Here is a 15,203-nt window from a genome sequence, read left to right on the forward strand (position 1 = left end):
TCGGTGCGTCTCGTCTTTGCCGGTACCCCCGAACCCGCGCTGCCCTCGTTGCGCAAGCTCATCGAGTCACCCCGTCACGAGGTGGTCGCGGTGCTGACCCGTCCCGACGCGGCGGTCGGCCGGCGCGGCACCCCGGTGCCGTCACCGGTGGCCCAATTGGCCGCCGAGCACGGCATCCCGGTGCTGCGGCCGGCCAAACCCAACAGTGCCGAATTCGTCTCGGAGCTCACCGGATTCGCGCCGGAGGCGTGCGCCGTGGTGGCCTACGGCGCACTGCTGCGCGACGAGTTGCTCGCGGTACCCACGCACGGCTGGATCAACCTGCACTTCTCCCTGCTGCCGGCCTGGCGCGGTGCGGCACCGGTGCAGGCCGCGATCGCCGCGGGCGACACCGTGACCGGCGCCACCACGTTCCAGATCGAACCGGCCCTGGATTCGGGACCGGTGTACGGGGTGGTGACCGAGACCATCCGCCCCACCGACACGGCGGGGGATCTGCTTGACCGCCTTGCCGTCTCGGGTGCGGGGCTGCTGGCGGCCACCATGGACGGTATCGCCGACGGGACACTGGTGCCGGTGCCGCAGCCCGCCGACGGGGTCACCATCGCACCCAAGATCACCGTCGAGGACGCCCGGGTGCGCTGGGAGTCGCCGGCCCAGGCGGTCGAGCGCCGGATCCGGGCCGTCACCCCGAACCCGGGGGCCTGGACCACCGTCGGCGACACCCGGCTCAAGGTCGGCCCGGTGACCGTGGACGAGGACAAACGGCTGGAGCCCGGTTGCATCGAGGTGGGGCGCCGCGACGTGTGGATCGGCAGCGCCTCACATGCCTTGCGGCTGGGCTGGATTCAGCCGCCGGGCAAGAAACCGATGGCCGCGTCCGACTGGGCGCGGGGCGCGCGGCTGGACGAGGAGGTGCGGGCACAGTGAGCCGCCACCACAATCCCCGCCAGCAGAAGGCGCCCCGGCGCAAGCCGCTGGACCCGGCCCGGCGGGCCGCCTTCGATGTGCTGCGCGCGGTCAGTGAGCGCGACGCGTACGCCAACCTGGCTCTGCCCGCCCTGCTACGCGAACGCGGCATCACCGGACGCGATGCGGCCTTCGCCACCGAGCTCGCCTACGGCACCTGCCGGACCCGCGGGCTGCTGGATGCCGTGATTGTCGCCGCGGCCGGCCGGCCGCTGGACCGGATCGACCCGGTGCTGCTGGACCTGCTGCGGCTGGGCACCTACCAACTGCTGCGCACCAGGGTGGATCCGCATGCGGCCCTGGACACCACCGTCGACCAGGCCGGCATCGAATTCGACACGGCCCGAGCGGGTTTCGTCAACGGGGTGCTGCGCACCATCTCCGAACGCGACGAAGCGTCCTGGGTGGCCGAGCTGGCCCCCGACGACCCGGTCGGCAGGGCCGCGTTCGTGCACGCCCACCCGCGGTGGGTGGCCCAGGCGTTCGTCGACGCCCTGGGCGCCGATGCCGGGGAACTGGACGAGCTGCTGGCCAGCGACGATGCCCGCCCCGTCGTGCACCTGGCGGCCCGGCCCGGCGTGCTGACCGCCGCGGAATTGGCGGAGCAGGTGGACGGCACCGTCGGCCGGTATTCGCCCTACGCGGTGTACCTGACCGGCGGCGACCCCGGCGAGCTGGCCGCGCTGCGCGAGGGCGCGGCCCAGGTCCAGGACGAGGGATCGCAGTTGGTGGCCCGGGCGCTCACGCTGGCCCCGGTCGACGGTGCCGACGGCGGCAACTGGCTGGACCTGTGTTCGGGCCCGGGTGGCAAGACCGCGCTGATCGCCGCGCTGGCGGGCGGCACGGGCGCCCGGGTCACCGCGGTCGAGCCCGCGCCACACCGTGCCGAGCTGGTGGAGCAGAACACCGCCGGGTTGGGGGTGCCGGTGTTGCGGGTGGACGGCCGCGAACCCGGCCTGGAGCCGGGCAGTTTCGACCGGGTGCTGGTCGACGCGCCGTGCACCGGCCTCGGCGCGCTGCGGCGCCGTCCCGAAGCCCGGTGGCGGCGCCAGCCCGGGGACGTGCCGGCGCTGGGCAAGCTGCAGCGCGAACTGCTGGCGTCGGCGATCAGGCTGACCCGGCCGGGGGGAGTGGTGCTGTACGCGACGTGCTCGCCGCACCTGGCCGAGACGGTGGGCGTGGTGGCCGACGCGCTGCGCCGGCAGCCCGTGCAGGCGCTGGACACGCGGCCGCTGTTCGAGGGCGTCGACCGATTGGGCGACGGGCCGTACGTGCAGTTGTGGCCGCACCGGCACGGCACCGATGCGATGTTCGCCGCCGCACTGCAAGTACGCTGACGACCCATGGCAGGTCAGTCTCCCGTCGATTCGCTCGTCCCGGCCCCGCTCATCGCCCCGTCCATTCTCTCCGCCGATTTCGCCAGGCTCGCCGACGAGGTCGCCGCGGTGCAGGGCGCGGACTGGTTGCATGTCGACGTGATGGACAACCATTTCGTGCCGAACCTGACGCTGGGCCTGCCGGTGGTGGAAAGCCTGCTCAAGGTCACCGACATCCCGATGGACTGCCATCTGATGATCGAGGACCCGGCGCGCTGGGCCCCGCCGTACGCCGAGGCGGGGGCCTACAACGTCACCTTCCACGCCGAGGCCACCGAGGACCCGATCGCGGTGGCCCGTGATATCCGGGCCGCGGGCGCCAAGGCCGGGCTGAGCGTGAAGCCGGGCACCCCGATCGACCCGTACCTGGAGATCCTGCGGGAGTTCGACACCCTGCTGGTGATGTCGGTGGAGCCGGGGTTTGGTGGGCAGAGCTTCATCCCGGAGGTGCTGGCCAAGGTCGGCATCGTCCGCCGGCTGGTGGACGCCGGAGAACTGCGGGTCGTGGTGGAGATCGACGGCGGCATCAATGCCGACACCATCGAGGCCGCGGCGGAAGCCGGCGTCGACTGTTTCGTGGCCGGTTCGGCCGTCTACAACGCCGACGATCCCGCGGAGGCGGTGCGGCGGTTGCGTGCCCAGGCGGCAGCGGCATCGGCCCATCTGACCCGATGACGTTCACGGCCGCCATGCGGCAGGCCATCGACGCGTCCGAGCGGGTGAAGGGCACGACGTACCCGAATCCGCCTGTGGGCGCGGTCATCCTGGACGCCTTCGGCCAGGTCGTCGGGGTGGGCGGCACCGAGCCGCCGGGCGGTGCGCATGCCGAGGTGGTGGCGCTGCGCCAGGCGGGGCAGCGGGCCCGCGGCGGCACCGCGGTGGTCACCCTGGAACCGTGCAACCACCACGGCCGCACCCCGCCCTGCGTGGACGGGCTGCTGGCCGCCGGTGTCACCCGGGTGGTGTACGCGGTCGGCGATCCCAATCCGGCGGCCGCCGGCGGCGCGCGGCGACTCGCCGATGCCGGCGTCGAGGTGGTGGCCGGCATCGCTGCGACGGAGGTCACATCCGGCCCGTTACGTGAGTGGTTGTACAAACAGCGCACCGGGTTGCCGTATGTCACATGGAAGTTCGCCACGAGCGTGGACGGCCGCAGTGCGGCGGCCGACGGCAGCAGCCAGTGGATCACCAGCGAGGCGGCCCGCCGTGACGTGCACCGGTTCCGTGCGGCCGTCGATGCCATCGTGGTGGGAACCGGCACGGTGTACATCGACGATCCCACGCTCACCGCGCGGCTGCCCGACGGCACGCTGGCCGCCAACCAGCCGCTGCGCGTGGTGGTCGGCGAACGGGAGATCCCGTCGGAAGCCAATGTGCTCAACGATGATTCGAACACCATGGTGATCCGCACCCGTGATCCGCGCGAGGTGATGCGGGCGCTTTCGGACCGGACGGCGGTGCTGGTGGAGGGCGGCCCGACGCTGGCCGGGGCGTTCCTGCGGGCCGGGGTGATCAACCGGATCCTGGCCTACGTGGCGCCGATTCTGCTGGGTGGCCCCATCACGGCCGTCGACGATGTCGGCGTGCTCAGCATCGCGGGCGCGCAACGCTGGCGGTTCGACGGTATCGACACCATCGGCCCGGATGTGCGGCTGAGCCTGGTGCCCAACGGTTCCTGACACCCGGCGTGCGACGCCGCGGCACCTGGAGCTCCCCACCATTTTCCTGCACGCCGGTACAATTCAAGCAAAGCGCTTTCGCAGACGAGTTGCGCAGTCAACGACGGTACCGACGAACGGATAAGCGCATGACTCTGTTACACGACTGGCTCGGGATCTCCCCGCTGACCTCGCAGACCGTCAAGTCCCTGGTGTGGGGTGTGTTGCGGGGTGGTGAACCGGCGGAGCCGCCGCGCCGCAAGCCCAAGGCCATGCGGCGCGGCGTCGAACGCTGCTAGCTACTTCGCGTGCCGCGGCGCATTCGCCACGGGTTCGGTTGCGGTCACGTCGATTTCATCGGCGTGCTCGTTGCGCCCGCTGACGAACAAGGCGCACAGGGCGCCCACCACGCACACGATCGCGGTGATCAGGAAGATGCTGGCGTACTGCATGGTGTAGGCCTGCCTGGTGGCCTCGGCCAGCCGGGCGCCCTGGGCGATCAGGATCCCGCCGGGGGTATCGGCTTTCGGTGCAGGCAGCGCTGCCAGCCGCTCCTGCAGGAACTGGTTGAACTTGTACAGGCCCCACGCGCTGAGCGCGGCGATACCGATCAGCATCCCGATCATCCGGGCGACCACCACCGCGGCCGAGGCGATGCCGTGTTCGGCCGCCGGGACCACGCGCAAGGTGGCCGAGGTCAGCGGGCCGATCACCAGGCCCAGCCCGATACCGGCCAGGGCTAGGTCGGTGCCGAAGGTCGGCAGCGCGACCACACCCAGATCGTGGTGAGCCGAAAGCACATTGGTGTCCCAGTGCGACACCAGCCAATAGGCGAACGCCGCGATCAGCAGACCCACCAGACCCACGATCCGGTCCCCGATGCGGGTGGCCACCCAGCCACCGACGAGCGCACCGATGGGCAGGGCGCCCAGGAACCACAGCAGCAGGAACACCGCTTCGTTCTGGCTCTTGCCCAGCACGCCCTGGCCGAACAGTTCGACGTTGACCAGCGTGACCATCAGGGCGGCACCGGCGCACAACGAGGCACCCAGCGCGGCCAGGAACGGTCGGAAGTGCACCCCGGCGGGCTCGATCAACCGGGTCTTGGCGAACTTCTCCCACACGAAGAAGCCGACGGCCACCACCAATGCCGCGATCAGCACCGGCGGGCCGTAGCTGGGCAACACCTGCTTGCCGTCCGGTGACTGGTTGTACATGCCCACCACGGCGAGCCCGAGTGCGACGGCCAGCAGCACCCCGCCGACCACGTCGACCTTCTCGGGCTCCTTGCTGCGATCGCGCGCCGGCAGGCTGACCTGAATCAGCACCATCGCCACGAGCACCAGCGGCACGTTGATCCAGAACACGTCGCGCCAGGTGCTGAGCGCCCACACCACGGCCAGGCCGTAGAGCGGACCCAGCACGCTGCCCAGCTCCTGGGCGGCGCCGATGCCGCCCAGCACGGTGGCGCGGTTGCGCGTCGACCAGAGATCGGCGGCCAGCGCGAGGGTGACGGGCAGCAGCGCGCCACTGGCGGTGCCCTGGATGATACGGCCGACGACCAGCATGGTCAGGTCGGTGGACAGGGCGGTGACCACCGAACCCACCGCGAAGCCCAGCAGGCTGGCCTGCAGCAGCAGCTTGCGGCCGAAGCGGTCCGAGGCCCGGCCCAGCAGCGGCATGGCCGCGATATAGCCCAGCAGGTACCCGGTGATGATCGGGGTGACCTGCTGGATCTGGTTGAGCGGGATCCCGATACCGGCCGGCGGGGCCGCCATGATGTCGCGGATCACCGCGATGACGACGTAGGTGTCCAGCGCGCCGAGCAGCACGGCAAGGCCACCCGCGCCGATGGCGAGACCGCGGTTGGTGCGGGCCGGCATCAGGCGGCGGGTTTGTCGACGGTGACGGTCTTACCCCAGTCCGACAGCGTCATCTGAATGTTCTTGCCCTGCTCGACGTCGAATTTCACCTGCTGCAGCTGGTGGTCGCCGTCCTCGCGGATCCAGGCGGTGCCGGGAATCGGACCGGTGACCTTGAGCGCCGGGGCGATCTTGTTCATGGCGTCCGCCGGCACGGTCCCGGTGATCTTGACGGCGTCGACGCCGTTGATCGACTCGCGGCCCTCGGCCTTGGGATCGGTGAAGCTGGTGAGGATGTTGGCCAGCCCGTTCTCCGGGCTCAGGATGGTGGAGATGTCGTAGATGTCGGCCGCGGGCCCGAAGTTCTCCATCGCGCCACCGGCGGTGATGGCCCCGTAGAGGTTGCCGTCGGAGACCACGAATTTCACGTCGGAGAGCTTCTGGCCGAGGAACATGATGTCGGCCTTGCCCTGCGCGGCGACCGCGGGCGTCAGCGTCATGTCGCCGGTGAGGACGGTGATCGGGAGGGCCTTGATGTCGCCGGTGGTCGTGAGGACCACGTGCGCGCTGGTCTGCTTGCGAGTGGTGTCCGCGGACTGCTTGAGCAGCGTGGCGGCGTCGGGGAGTGGCGCGTCATTGGTCTTCGGCGACGACGAGCACCCGACAAGTCCCAGCGCGGCCAGGAATACGGCCAAGAAGGGGATCAGGAAACGGAAAGAGCTTCGGACTGCACGGCGTTGGCGCGTCTGCATACCCAGCATCGTAATGGGTGAGCCTGGGCGGCCCGGTTCTACGCCGATCAGGGTCCTCACTAGCCTGATACCCATGTTCACCGGAATCGTTGAGGAACTGGGCGAGATCGTCGGAATTGACAAGCTCGATGATTCGGCCCGGCTGGTCATCAAAGGCCCGGTCGTGACGTCCGACGCGGGCCACGGTGACTCCATCGCGGTCAACGGCGTGTGCCTGACGGTGGTCGACGTGCTCGCCGACGGCGCCTTCACCGCGGATGTGATGGCCGAGACACTGAACCGGTCGAGCCTGAGCGCCATCGGGGTGGGCAGCCCCGTCAATCTCGAGCGTGCGGCGGCGGTGAACAGCAGGCTCGGCGGCCATATCGTGCAAGGCCATGTCGACGGCACCGGCCGGGTGATCTCGCGCACGCCGTCGGAGCACTGGGAGGTGGTGCGCATCGCGCTGCCCGCCGAGTTGTCCCGGTACGTGGTGGAAAAAGGCTCGATCACCGTGGACGGGATCTCGCTGACGGTGTCGGGGCTCGGGACCGGGGCGAGCGAAGCGACGGGGAATGACGCCGGGGCGAGCGAAGCGACGGGGGGTGAGACCGGTGACTGGTTCGAGGTGTCGCTCATCCCGACCACCCTCGCGCTGACCACCCTCGGCCGGGCCGCCGTCGGGACCCCGGTCAATCTCGAGGTCGATGTCATCGCCAAGTACGTGGAGCGGCTGATGTCGGCCCGTTAGGGCCATTTCATTGCTAGTTGTCCGGGTGGTGTCACTTCAGCAACAGGAACCTGTTCTAGAACCAGCCGTCTGGCCTCCGGAAAGACTCGACTCAGTTTTTTCTCAGGAAAAGCTGGCCCTCTATTGACGCACGTGTTAACTTTCGCGACAGTCAATTAAGAACCCGCTGGACATGCCGCTGCCCTGCGGCCACCCGGCTGGGGAGTCGGGAAGGAAAACCGTGGCGGCTCATCGCAAGAGTTCAGCGAAAACCCGGAAACGTGCTAGCGAGTTCGCAGTCGCTGCATTCCTGGGGTTGTCGGTCGCGGCCGCGCCCGCCATCGCGGCGGCGGACACCGGCGACAACACGCCGAACGGCGATGCCTCACCGGGGTCATCCGGCAGCACCGGCGGGACCACGGGCACCGGTAGCGGCACCGGCACTGCGGGAGCGGGGACAAGTACCACCGGCACTGCCGGCTCCACCACCGGCACCAGCACCGAGACCTCGGGTTCGACCGGTGGTGGCACCACCGGGACCGGATCGGGCCAGACCGGTTCCACCACGCACGAGACGAGCACGTCCGGTTCCACCGGGACGACCACCACCACGAGTGTGAACGGCGGCCCCACCACGACGGTGAGCAGCTCGGGTGGCGCGCACACCGGGACGGCGGGCACGTCCGGCACCGGCACGAGCACGGGCACCGGCACGAGCACCGAAACGCCGGTTGTCGAGGAACCCGGTGCCGGGTCGACCCCGACCACCGGCTCGACCCCGAGCACCGAACCCACGCCGACCCCCACGGCCGAGCCCACGCCGACCCCGACCACCGAACCGACCCCGAGCGCCGGCGCCGAGCAGCCGGCGGTGACCGGCACCTCGTCCTCCAGCACGCCCACCGCGTCCGGGGCCAAGACCACGACGGCTGCGACGGCACCGGCACTGTTCAGCGCGTCGGCCACCACCCCGACGCCCAATGCCCTGGCCGCGGTCACCGACCTGGTGCCCAAGCCGCCGACCATCCCGGCGTTCAACCCCTTCATGGGCATCATCAACGCGATTGCCACCGGCCTGGAGAAACTGCTGCCGGCCTACGACGCCGACCCGATCCTGGCGCCCTCCCAGGTCGCCGCCGGCTGGGTGGTCGCGATCAACCAGATCCTGGCGGGCACCTACTGGAACGGCGCCCCCACGCCGTTCACGGTGCCGGTCTACATCCTGATGGTCGCGGCCTACCAGCGCTACGAGAACCTGGCCACCAACCACCTGCCGGGCGCCCCGTCCGTCGTCGCCACCGGGCCGCTGCCGGGCACCTACAAGCTCACCAGCAACGATCCCGACGGCGACCCGCTGACCTACTGGGTGGACAGCCAGCCCAGCCAGGGTGCGATCGTGATGATTCCCGACGGCTCGTTCAGCTATGTGCCCACCCTGGCCGGGCTGCGCGACGGCGCCGATGTCACCTTCACCGTGCGCATCAACGACAGCCTCGGCTTCCTCGCGCACCCGCTCACCCCGGACGGCAACGACGCGTACTACACGGTGAGCTTCCACTACGCCGGCAGCGGGCTGAACAACCTGCCCGAGTTCGACTCCGACGGCGCCCCGACCGTCGTCGCGGTCAACCAGGTCACCGGCATCGTCACCGGCACCTCACATGCCACCGATCCGGACGGCGACACCCTGACCTACTCCGGAATCGCCTTGTACGGCAACGTCGTCGTCAACTCCGACGGCTCGTTCACCTACACGCCGACCGACCTGGCCCGGCACACCGCCGCCGGAGACCTGGCCGCCTCGCTCGGGTTGAACAAGGACCTGGTGACCATCACCGTCAACGACGGCCGTGGCGGTATCGCGTTCAAATCCGTTGCGGTGGACGTGGTTCCGTCCAACGCGGGGCCGACCGTCGACAAGGTCACCGTGGGGGACCCGAATGCCCTGCTGGGCACCGTGATCGGCAAGATCACCGCGCACGACGACGACGGCGACATCATTTCCTACGGACCGGTGCTGCTCACCACGAGCAAGGGCGGCGTGGTCGCGGTCAGCCTGCTCACCGGCGACTTCACCTACACCCCGTCGCTGGCGGCGCGGCACGCCGCGGCCGCCGACGACGCCACCGACGACGACAAGTCGGACACCTTCACCGTCACCCTCACCGACGGGCACGGCGGCAGCACCCAGGTCGAGATCACCGTGGGTGTCGCCCCCGGCCTCGATCTCAACTCGGCCCCGGTCTTCACCTCCAACCCGACGGTGACCAACACCAACCCGAGCACCGGCGTGGTGACGGGAACCTTCACCGTCAAGGACGACGACGGCGACACCCTGCACTATCTCGTGACGAACCTGCTGGGCCCGCTCACCGGTTCGGTGACGCTCAACGGTGGCACCTTCACCTACACGCCCACCGCCTCGGCCCGTCACCTGGCGGCCAGCATCCCGCTCACCGACACGGTGACCATCACCGTCACCGACGGGCACGGCGGGATCACCATCAAGTCGGTGGCCGTCTCCATCCTGTCCGACAACTCGGCGCCCCAGGTCACCAATGTGCAAGTGGGCAGCCCGAATTCGCTCGGCATCGTGACCGGCAAGGTCACCGCGGGCGACCCCGACGACGGCGACATCATCAGCTACGGGCCGATCACCTTCACCACCGGCAAGGGCGGCCTGGTCACCGTCGGCGCCCTCACCGGCACCTTCAGCTACGCCCCCTCGCTGACGGCCCGGCACCTGGCCGCCTCCACCACGGCGACCGCGGACGACAAGTTGGACACCTTCACCATCACGGTGAGCGACGGCCACGGCGGCACCATCGACGTGCCCATCTCGGTGGACATCCTGGGCGCCAACACCGATCCGGCCGGCCTGCCCAGCATCAGCCTGCCCGACTCCAACGGCGTGGTGCGCGGCAGCATCATCGGCACCGACCTGGACGGCGACTCGCTGACCTACAGCCTGGTCAACGGATCCAACCCGACGGGCGCCACCACCGGCTCGTCGTACTCGGTGGGCGGCGGCATCGTACAGCTGGCGGCCGACGGCACCTACACGTTCATCCCGAAGCCGTCCACGGCGGTCATCCCGGGCCTGGACACCGACTCGTTCTACGTCACCATCACCGACGGCCACGGCGGGACCTCGACGGTGAAGGTGACCCCGCTGGCCAACCTCACCATCGGCACCTCCACCACCTCGACCGCGCCCAACGTGGAGAGCGGCAAGCTCAACGTCTCCAACGGCAACACCGGGCTGCTCACCTACAGCCTGGGTACCAACGCGGCCAAGGGCACCGTGGTGGTCAACGCCGACGGCACCTACACCTACACCCGGAACCCGGCGCTGGGTCACAACATCACGGCCGCCGACACGTTCACGGTGCTCGGCACCGATGCGAACGGCCGCACCATCACGGTGGCGACCGTCAGCGTGTCCCCGCCGCTGGTCAACACCGCGCCGTCGGCCGGAGGTGCCGGCACCACCATCTCGGACAGCAGCCTGATCGACCGCGGCATGATCGGCGGTGTCGCCGTCACCCCGGCCACCCAGACCACCACCGGCACGTTCACCACGACCGACCCCGACGGCGATCCGGTGACGTTCGCCGGCGGGATCTACACCACCACCAAGGGCGGGACCGTCACGGTCACCTCCGGCGGCGGCTTCCTGTACAGCTGGATCACCTACTCCGACGCGCACCACAAGGCCGCGGCCGACAACGCCCCGGTGTCCGACAAGTTCGACACCGTCACCATCAACGTGTCCGACGGTCAGGGCGGCACGACGGCCGTCACCTTCTCGGTGCCGATCATCGCCAGCAACGCCGGGCCGTCCTCGAACGTGTCGGTCGGGTCGGCCGACACCCTGGGTGTGGTGCGCGGGTCGGTCTCGGGGTCGGACAGCGACGGGGACTCCGTCACCTACAGCCTGGTCAACGCGGGCAATCCGGGCGGGGCCACCACCAACTCCACCTACACCACCAACGGCGGTGTGGTGCAACTGAAGCCGGACGGCACCTTCGTCTACATCCCGACCACCTCGGCGGCCGGCACCGACTCGTTCAAGGTCACCGTCTACGACGGGCACGGCGGCAGCAGCACCGCCACGGTCAGCGTCCCGATCGTGGCGCCCAGCACCACGACGCTGGGCACGGGCACCAACGTGCAGAGCGGCAAGCTGAGCATCCCGACCGCCGACGTGGGTCTGCTGACCTACGGCAAGGGCTCCGACGGCGCCAAGGGCACCGTGGTGGTCAACGCCGACGGCAGCTACACCTACACCCGCAACGCCGCGCTGGGCCACTCCACCACGCCCAACGACACCTTCACCATCACCGGCACCGACGCCAACGGCAAGACGGTGACATTCACGGTGAGCGTGGCGCCGCCGGTGGCCAACGCGGCGCCCACGGGTGGCAGCGTCACGATCACCAGTTCGTCGCTGAGCAACTACGCGCTGATCTACAACCGCCAGTCGACATCGGGCTCGATCGGTGCATCCGATGCCGACGGCGACTCGGTGACGTTCACGGCGGTATCCGATCTCGACACCACGAACGGCGGCAAGGTCACCGTCTACGCGAACGGGACGTTCTCGTACACGATCGACAAGCTGCTGGCCAGCTCCTACTACCACGACGCCGCCAAGATCGGGGCCACCGGCAACACCGTCGCCGACTCCTTCACCGTGACGATCAAGGACGCGTTCGGCGGTAGCACCGACTATGTGGTGAAGGTGCCGATCTACGCCGTGAACAGTGCGCCCAGCCAACCCAGCTCCGGCGTGTTCTGGGGACTGGGCGCCAACGACTGGACCTCGGTGTCCTCCTCGGACGGTGACAATGACTCGCTCACCTACACGATCACCAAGGCGCCCCAGCACGGCTCGGCGTCGTATGACAAGACCCTGGCAATCCTCAACACCAGCAACACCCAGTCCGGTGACACCATCACCCTCACCGTGACCGACGGCTACTACGTCGTGAACAACGGTGTGGTCACCTCGACGCCCGCCAGTGCGTCCAGGACCTACACCGTCTGATCGATCTCGGCCGCACGTAGATGCCCGCCGTCCCTGCCCGGGGACGGCGGGCATTAAACGTCGCGGTGCGGTGGTTCATACTGAGGTGGAAATGCGAACGCTAAAAGGTGGCATAAGATGACGAGGCTCGATTCCATCGAGCGGGCCGTGGCCGACATCGCGGCGGGCAAGGCCGTCGTGGTCATCGACGACGAAGACCGCGAAAACGAGGGCGATCTGATTTTCGCCGCCGAGAAGGCCACCCCCGAGCTGGTGGCCTTCATGGTGCGCTACACCTCGGGTTATCTCTGTGTGCCGCTGGACGGCGCCATCTGTGACCGCCTGGGCCTGCTGCCCATGTATGCGGTGAACCAGGACAAGCACGGCACCGCCTACACCGTCACCGTGGACGCCAAGCAGGGCGTCGGCACCGGCATTTCCGCATCGGACCGGGCCACCACCATGCGCGCGCTGGCTGACCCCGGTGCCGTCGCCGAGGACTTCACCAAGCCCGGCCACGTGGTGCCGCTGCGGGCCAAGGACGGCGGCGTGCTGCGCAGGCCCGGCCACACCGAGGCCGCGGTCGACCTGGCCCGCCTGGCCGGCCTGCAGCCGGCAGGCGCGATCTGCGAGATCGTCAGCCAGAAGGACGAGGGCGCCATGGCCCAGACCGACGAGCTGCGCATCTTCGCCGACGAACACGACCTGGCGCTCATCTCGATCGCTGACCTCATCGAGTGGCGCCGCAAGCACGAGAAGCACATCGAGCGCGTCGCCGAGGCCCGCATCCCGACCCGGCACGGCGAGTTCCGCGCCGTCGGCTACACCAGCATCTACGAGGACGTCGAGCATGTCGCCCTGGTGCGCGGCGATATCGCCGGCCCGGAATCCGACGGCCACGACGTGCTGGTCCGGGTGCACTCGGAATGCCTGACCGGGGACGTGTTCGGCTCCCGCCGGTGCGACTGCGGGCCACAGCTGGACGCGGCCATGGCCATGGTGGCGCGCGAAGGCCGCGGCATCGTGCTCTACATGCGCGGGCACGAGGGCCGCGGGATCGGCCTGCTGCACAAGCTGCAGGCCTACCAGTTGCAGGACGCCGGCGCCGACACCGTCGACGCCAACCTGGAACTGGGCCTGCCCGCCGACTCCCGCGACTACGGCATCGGCGCCCAGATCCTGGTGGACCTGGGCGTGCGGTCCATGCGGCTGCTCACCAACAACCCGGCCAAGCGGGTGGGCCTGGACGGTTACGGGCTGCACATCATCGAGCGGGTGCCGCTGCCGGTGCGCGCCAACGCGGAGAACATCCGCTACCTGATGACCAAACGCGACCGGATGGGCCACGACCTGGTGGGCCTGGAGGACTACGACGAGGTTTCCCCGCCGGGGGAGTTCGGTGGCGCCCTGTGAGCGGTCACGGCGTACCCGACCTGCCCGACATCGATGCCTCGGACGTGTCGCTGGCCATCGTGGCCAGCACCTGGCACACCACCATCTGCGATGCCCTGCTCGACGGTGCGGTACGGGCCGCCAAGCAGCTCGGGGTGACTGATCCGGCCATCGTCCGGGTGCTCGGTGCGATCGAAATCCCGGTGGTGGCACAGGCATTGGCCGCCAAATACGACGCGGTGGTCGCGCTCGGCGTGGTGATCCGTGGTGAGACACCGCATTTCGACTACGTGTGTGACGCCGTCACCCAGGGCCTGACCCGGGTGTCGCTGGACGAGTCCACCCCGGTGGCCAACGGCGTGCTGACCACCAACACCGAAGCGCAGGCGCTGGACCGGGCCGGGCTGCCGAATTCCGGTGAGGACAAGGGTGCTCAGGCGGTGGCCGCCGCCCTGTCGACGGCGGTGGTGCTCCGCGACATCCGGTCATGACGACCGGCGAGGCGTCCTGGGACCTGGACATCAAGCCGCACCTGACTCCCTACTTCGTCTACCTGGCGGCGTTCCTGATCGCCGCCGCGCACATCACCGTCGGATTCCTGCTCAAGGTCGGATCCAGCGGTGTGGTGTTCCGCACCTCCGACCAGATCGCCATGGGGGTGCTCGGCGTGGTGCTCGGCGGCCTGGTGCTGCTGTTCGCCCGGCCCCGGTTGAAGGCCGGGCCGGCCGGAATCGCCGTCCGAAACCTGCTCGGCTACAAGCTGATTCCCTGGTCGGACGTGGTGGACGTGTCGTTTCCGGGCGGTGCCCGGTGGGCCAGGGTGGACCTGGCCGACGACGAGTACACCCCGGCCATGGCGATCCAGGCGGTGGACAAGGAGCGGGCCGTCGACGCGATGGACCGGCTGCGAGCGCTGCTGGGCCGCTACCGGCCCGACCTCAACTCACGGTCAGCGACATCGTGACCTCGTCCGCGCCGCCGCCCTCGGCCGCGCAGACGACGAACCCCAAACTGTCGTAGACGGCGCGCGCACGGGCGTTGTCGACGTTGACCCGCAGCGTGACCCGCCGCACCCGCTGGGTGCGCGCCCAGCGCACCGCTTCGGCCACCAGCGTCCGGCCCAGGCCCAGCCCACGAACGGACGGGTCGAGCCACAGCGAGTACAGGTAGACGGTCTCCGAACCCTGGCGCTGCGCGGCGATCAACCCGATCGGCCGGTTGTCCACCACGATGGCGAACTGCGCATGCGCGCGCAGCCTGCGGCGCCACTGGGCGGCGGTGAAGGTGGACTCCCGCTGGAACTGGGGATCGTCGGTGCCCAGCGAGTCGGTGAGCGCACGCAGCCGAACCCCGGCGAAGGCACGCCAATCGGTCTCGGTCAACCGGGCCACCCGCGCGTCGCCCATCTCCGTGCCCGTGCCGTGCGCCATGGTGTCCAGTATCGCCGCTGCTGGCT

Annotated in this window: 14 protein-coding genes; 10 read left to right on the plus strand and 4 right to left on the minus strand. The window is 69.6% G+C overall.

All coding sequences use genetic code 11. From position 1 onward, the window contains the following. Nucleotides 1-3: 3 nt before the first annotated feature. The 5 genes from fmt (at nt 4) to BN977_RS33000 (ending at nt 4,302) form a co-directional block, all read left to right on the plus strand. Nucleotides 4-930 carry a methionyl-tRNA formyltransferase gene (fmt, locus tag BN977_RS30210; RefSeq protein ID WP_036403762.1) on the plus strand — a complete coding sequence of 309 codons (927 nt, stop codon included), beginning with the start codon at nt 4-6 and terminating at the stop codon, nt 928-930. Beyond that, complete coding sequence (locus BN977_RS30215; protein ID WP_036403764.1) at nt 927-2,306, plus strand: RsmB/NOP family class I SAM-dependent RNA methyltransferase; 1,380 nt, start codon at nt 927-929, stop codon at nt 2,304-2,306. Before fmt ends, BN977_RS30215 begins: the two co-directional genes overlap by 4 nt. 6 nt (nt 2,307-2,312) lie before the next feature. Further along, nucleotides 2,313-3,020, plus strand: coding sequence for a ribulose-phosphate 3-epimerase (gene rpe, locus BN977_RS30220; RefSeq protein WP_051562058.1), 708 nt, complete (start codon nt 2,313-2,315; stop codon nt 3,018-3,020). Next, nucleotides 3,017-4,024: a bifunctional diaminohydroxyphosphoribosylaminopyrimidine deaminase/5-amino-6-(5-phosphoribosylamino)uracil reductase RibD gene (ribD, locus tag BN977_RS30225; RefSeq protein WP_036403766.1), complete on the plus strand. Its 1,008-nt coding sequence runs from the start codon at nt 3,017-3,019 to the stop codon at nt 4,022-4,024. The genes rpe and ribD overlap by 4 nt, the downstream gene beginning before the upstream one ends. 128 nt (nt 4,025-4,152) lie before the next feature. Beyond that, entirely contained in the window at nt 4,153-4,302 is a 150-nt protein-coding gene (locus tag BN977_RS33000; protein WP_165576385.1) for a hypothetical protein, read from the plus strand. On the opposite strand, the gene BN977_RS30230 is transcribed toward BN977_RS33000, so the two are convergent. Further along, a complete protein-coding gene (locus tag BN977_RS30230) occupies nt 4,303-5,886 on the minus strand; it encodes an MFS transporter (RefSeq protein ID WP_036403768.1) in 1,584 nt (527 codons plus the stop codon). Next, a complete protein-coding gene (locus BN977_RS30235; protein ID WP_036404938.1) occupies nt 5,886-6,617 on the minus strand; it encodes an LppX_LprAFG lipoprotein in 732 nt (243 codons plus the stop codon). The genes BN977_RS30230 and BN977_RS30235 overlap by 1 nt, the downstream gene beginning before the upstream one ends. Before the next feature lie 73 nt (nt 6,618-6,690). Between BN977_RS30235 and BN977_RS30240 the strand changes: the two genes are divergently transcribed. Next, nucleotides 6,691-7,347: a riboflavin synthase gene (locus BN977_RS30240; protein WP_036403770.1), complete on the plus strand. Its 657-nt coding sequence runs from the start codon at nt 6,691-6,693 to the stop codon at nt 7,345-7,347. Nucleotides 7,348-7,575: 228 nt separating this feature from the next. Here BN977_RS30240 and BN977_RS33005 read toward each other — a convergent pair whose 3' ends face one another. Further along, nucleotides 7,576-8,250 carry a hypothetical protein gene (locus BN977_RS33005; RefSeq protein ID WP_165576386.1) on the minus strand — a complete coding sequence of 225 codons (675 nt, stop codon included), beginning with the start codon at nt 8,248-8,250 and terminating at the stop codon, nt 7,576-7,578. Here BN977_RS33005 and BN977_RS30250 point away from each other — a divergent pair. From BN977_RS30250 to BN977_RS30265, 4 genes are all read left to right on the plus strand, one after another. After that, nucleotides 8,198-12,376, plus strand: a complete 4,179-nt coding sequence (locus BN977_RS30250; protein WP_084172725.1) for a beta strand repeat-containing protein — start codon at nt 8,198-8,200, stop codon at nt 12,374-12,376. The genes BN977_RS33005 and BN977_RS30250 overlap by 53 nt on opposite strands. A 117-nt stretch (nt 12,377-12,493) precedes the next feature. Further along, nucleotides 12,494-13,768, plus strand: coding sequence for a bifunctional 3,4-dihydroxy-2-butanone-4-phosphate synthase/GTP cyclohydrolase II (locus BN977_RS30255; RefSeq protein ID WP_024452809.1), 1,275 nt, complete (start codon nt 12,494-12,496; stop codon nt 13,766-13,768). After that, on the plus strand, nt 13,765-14,238 hold the full coding sequence (gene ribH, locus BN977_RS30260; RefSeq protein WP_036403774.1) for a 6,7-dimethyl-8-ribityllumazine synthase: 474 nt from the start codon (nt 13,765-13,767) through the stop codon (nt 14,236-14,238). The genes BN977_RS30255 and ribH overlap by 4 nt, the downstream gene beginning before the upstream one ends. Then, a complete protein-coding gene (locus BN977_RS30265) occupies nt 14,235-14,711 on the plus strand; it encodes a PH domain-containing protein (protein WP_024452807.1) in 477 nt (158 codons plus the stop codon). Before ribH ends, BN977_RS30265 begins: the two co-directional genes overlap by 4 nt. On the opposite strand, the gene BN977_RS30270 is transcribed toward BN977_RS30265, so the two are convergent. Then, nucleotides 14,686-15,177 carry a GNAT family N-acetyltransferase gene (locus BN977_RS30270; protein WP_227456262.1) on the minus strand — a complete coding sequence of 164 codons (492 nt, stop codon included), beginning with the start codon at nt 15,175-15,177 and terminating at the stop codon, nt 14,686-14,688. The two genes, BN977_RS30265 and BN977_RS30270, sit on opposite strands and share 26 nt — an antisense overlap. Nucleotides 15,178-15,203: the final 26 nt, after the last annotated feature.

It is taken from the genome of Mycolicibacterium cosmeticum (assembly GCF_000613185.1).
Lineage (GTDB): Bacteria > Actinomycetota > Actinomycetes > Mycobacteriales > Mycobacteriaceae > Mycobacterium > Mycobacterium cosmeticum.

Excerpts from the sequence above, each read along its gene's own strand:
- BN977_RS30265 (WP_024452807.1), top strand. The coding sequence starts at position 14,235 with ATGACGACCGGCGAGGCGTCCTGGGACCTGGACATCAAGCCGCACCTG.
- BN977_RS30270 (WP_227456262.1), bottom strand. The coding sequence starts at position 15,177 with ATGGCGCACGGCACGGGCACGGAGATGGGCGACGCGCGGGTGGCCCGG.
- BN977_RS33000 (WP_165576385.1), top strand. The coding sequence starts at position 4,153 with ATGACTCTGTTACACGACTGGCTCGGGATCTCCCCGCTGACCTCGCAG.
- rpe (WP_051562058.1), top strand. The coding sequence starts at position 2,313 with ATGGCAGGTCAGTCTCCCGTCGATTCGCTCGTCCCGGCCCCGCTCATC.
- BN977_RS30240 (WP_036403770.1), top strand. The coding sequence starts at position 6,691 with ATGTTCACCGGAATCGTTGAGGAACTGGGCGAGATCGTCGGAATTGAC.
- BN977_RS30235 (WP_036404938.1), bottom strand. The coding sequence starts at position 6,617 with ATGCAGACGCGCCAACGCCGTGCAGTCCGAAGCTCTTTCCGTTTCCTG.
- BN977_RS30255 (WP_024452809.1), top strand. The coding sequence starts at position 12,494 with ATGACGAGGCTCGATTCCATCGAGCGGGCCGTGGCCGACATCGCGGCG.
- BN977_RS30230 (WP_036403768.1), bottom strand. The coding sequence starts at position 5,886 with ATGCCGGCCCGCACCAACCGCGGTCTCGCCATCGGCGCGGGTGGCCTT.
- ribD (WP_036403766.1), top strand. The coding sequence starts at position 3,017 with ATGACGTTCACGGCCGCCATGCGGCAGGCCATCGACGCGTCCGAGCGG.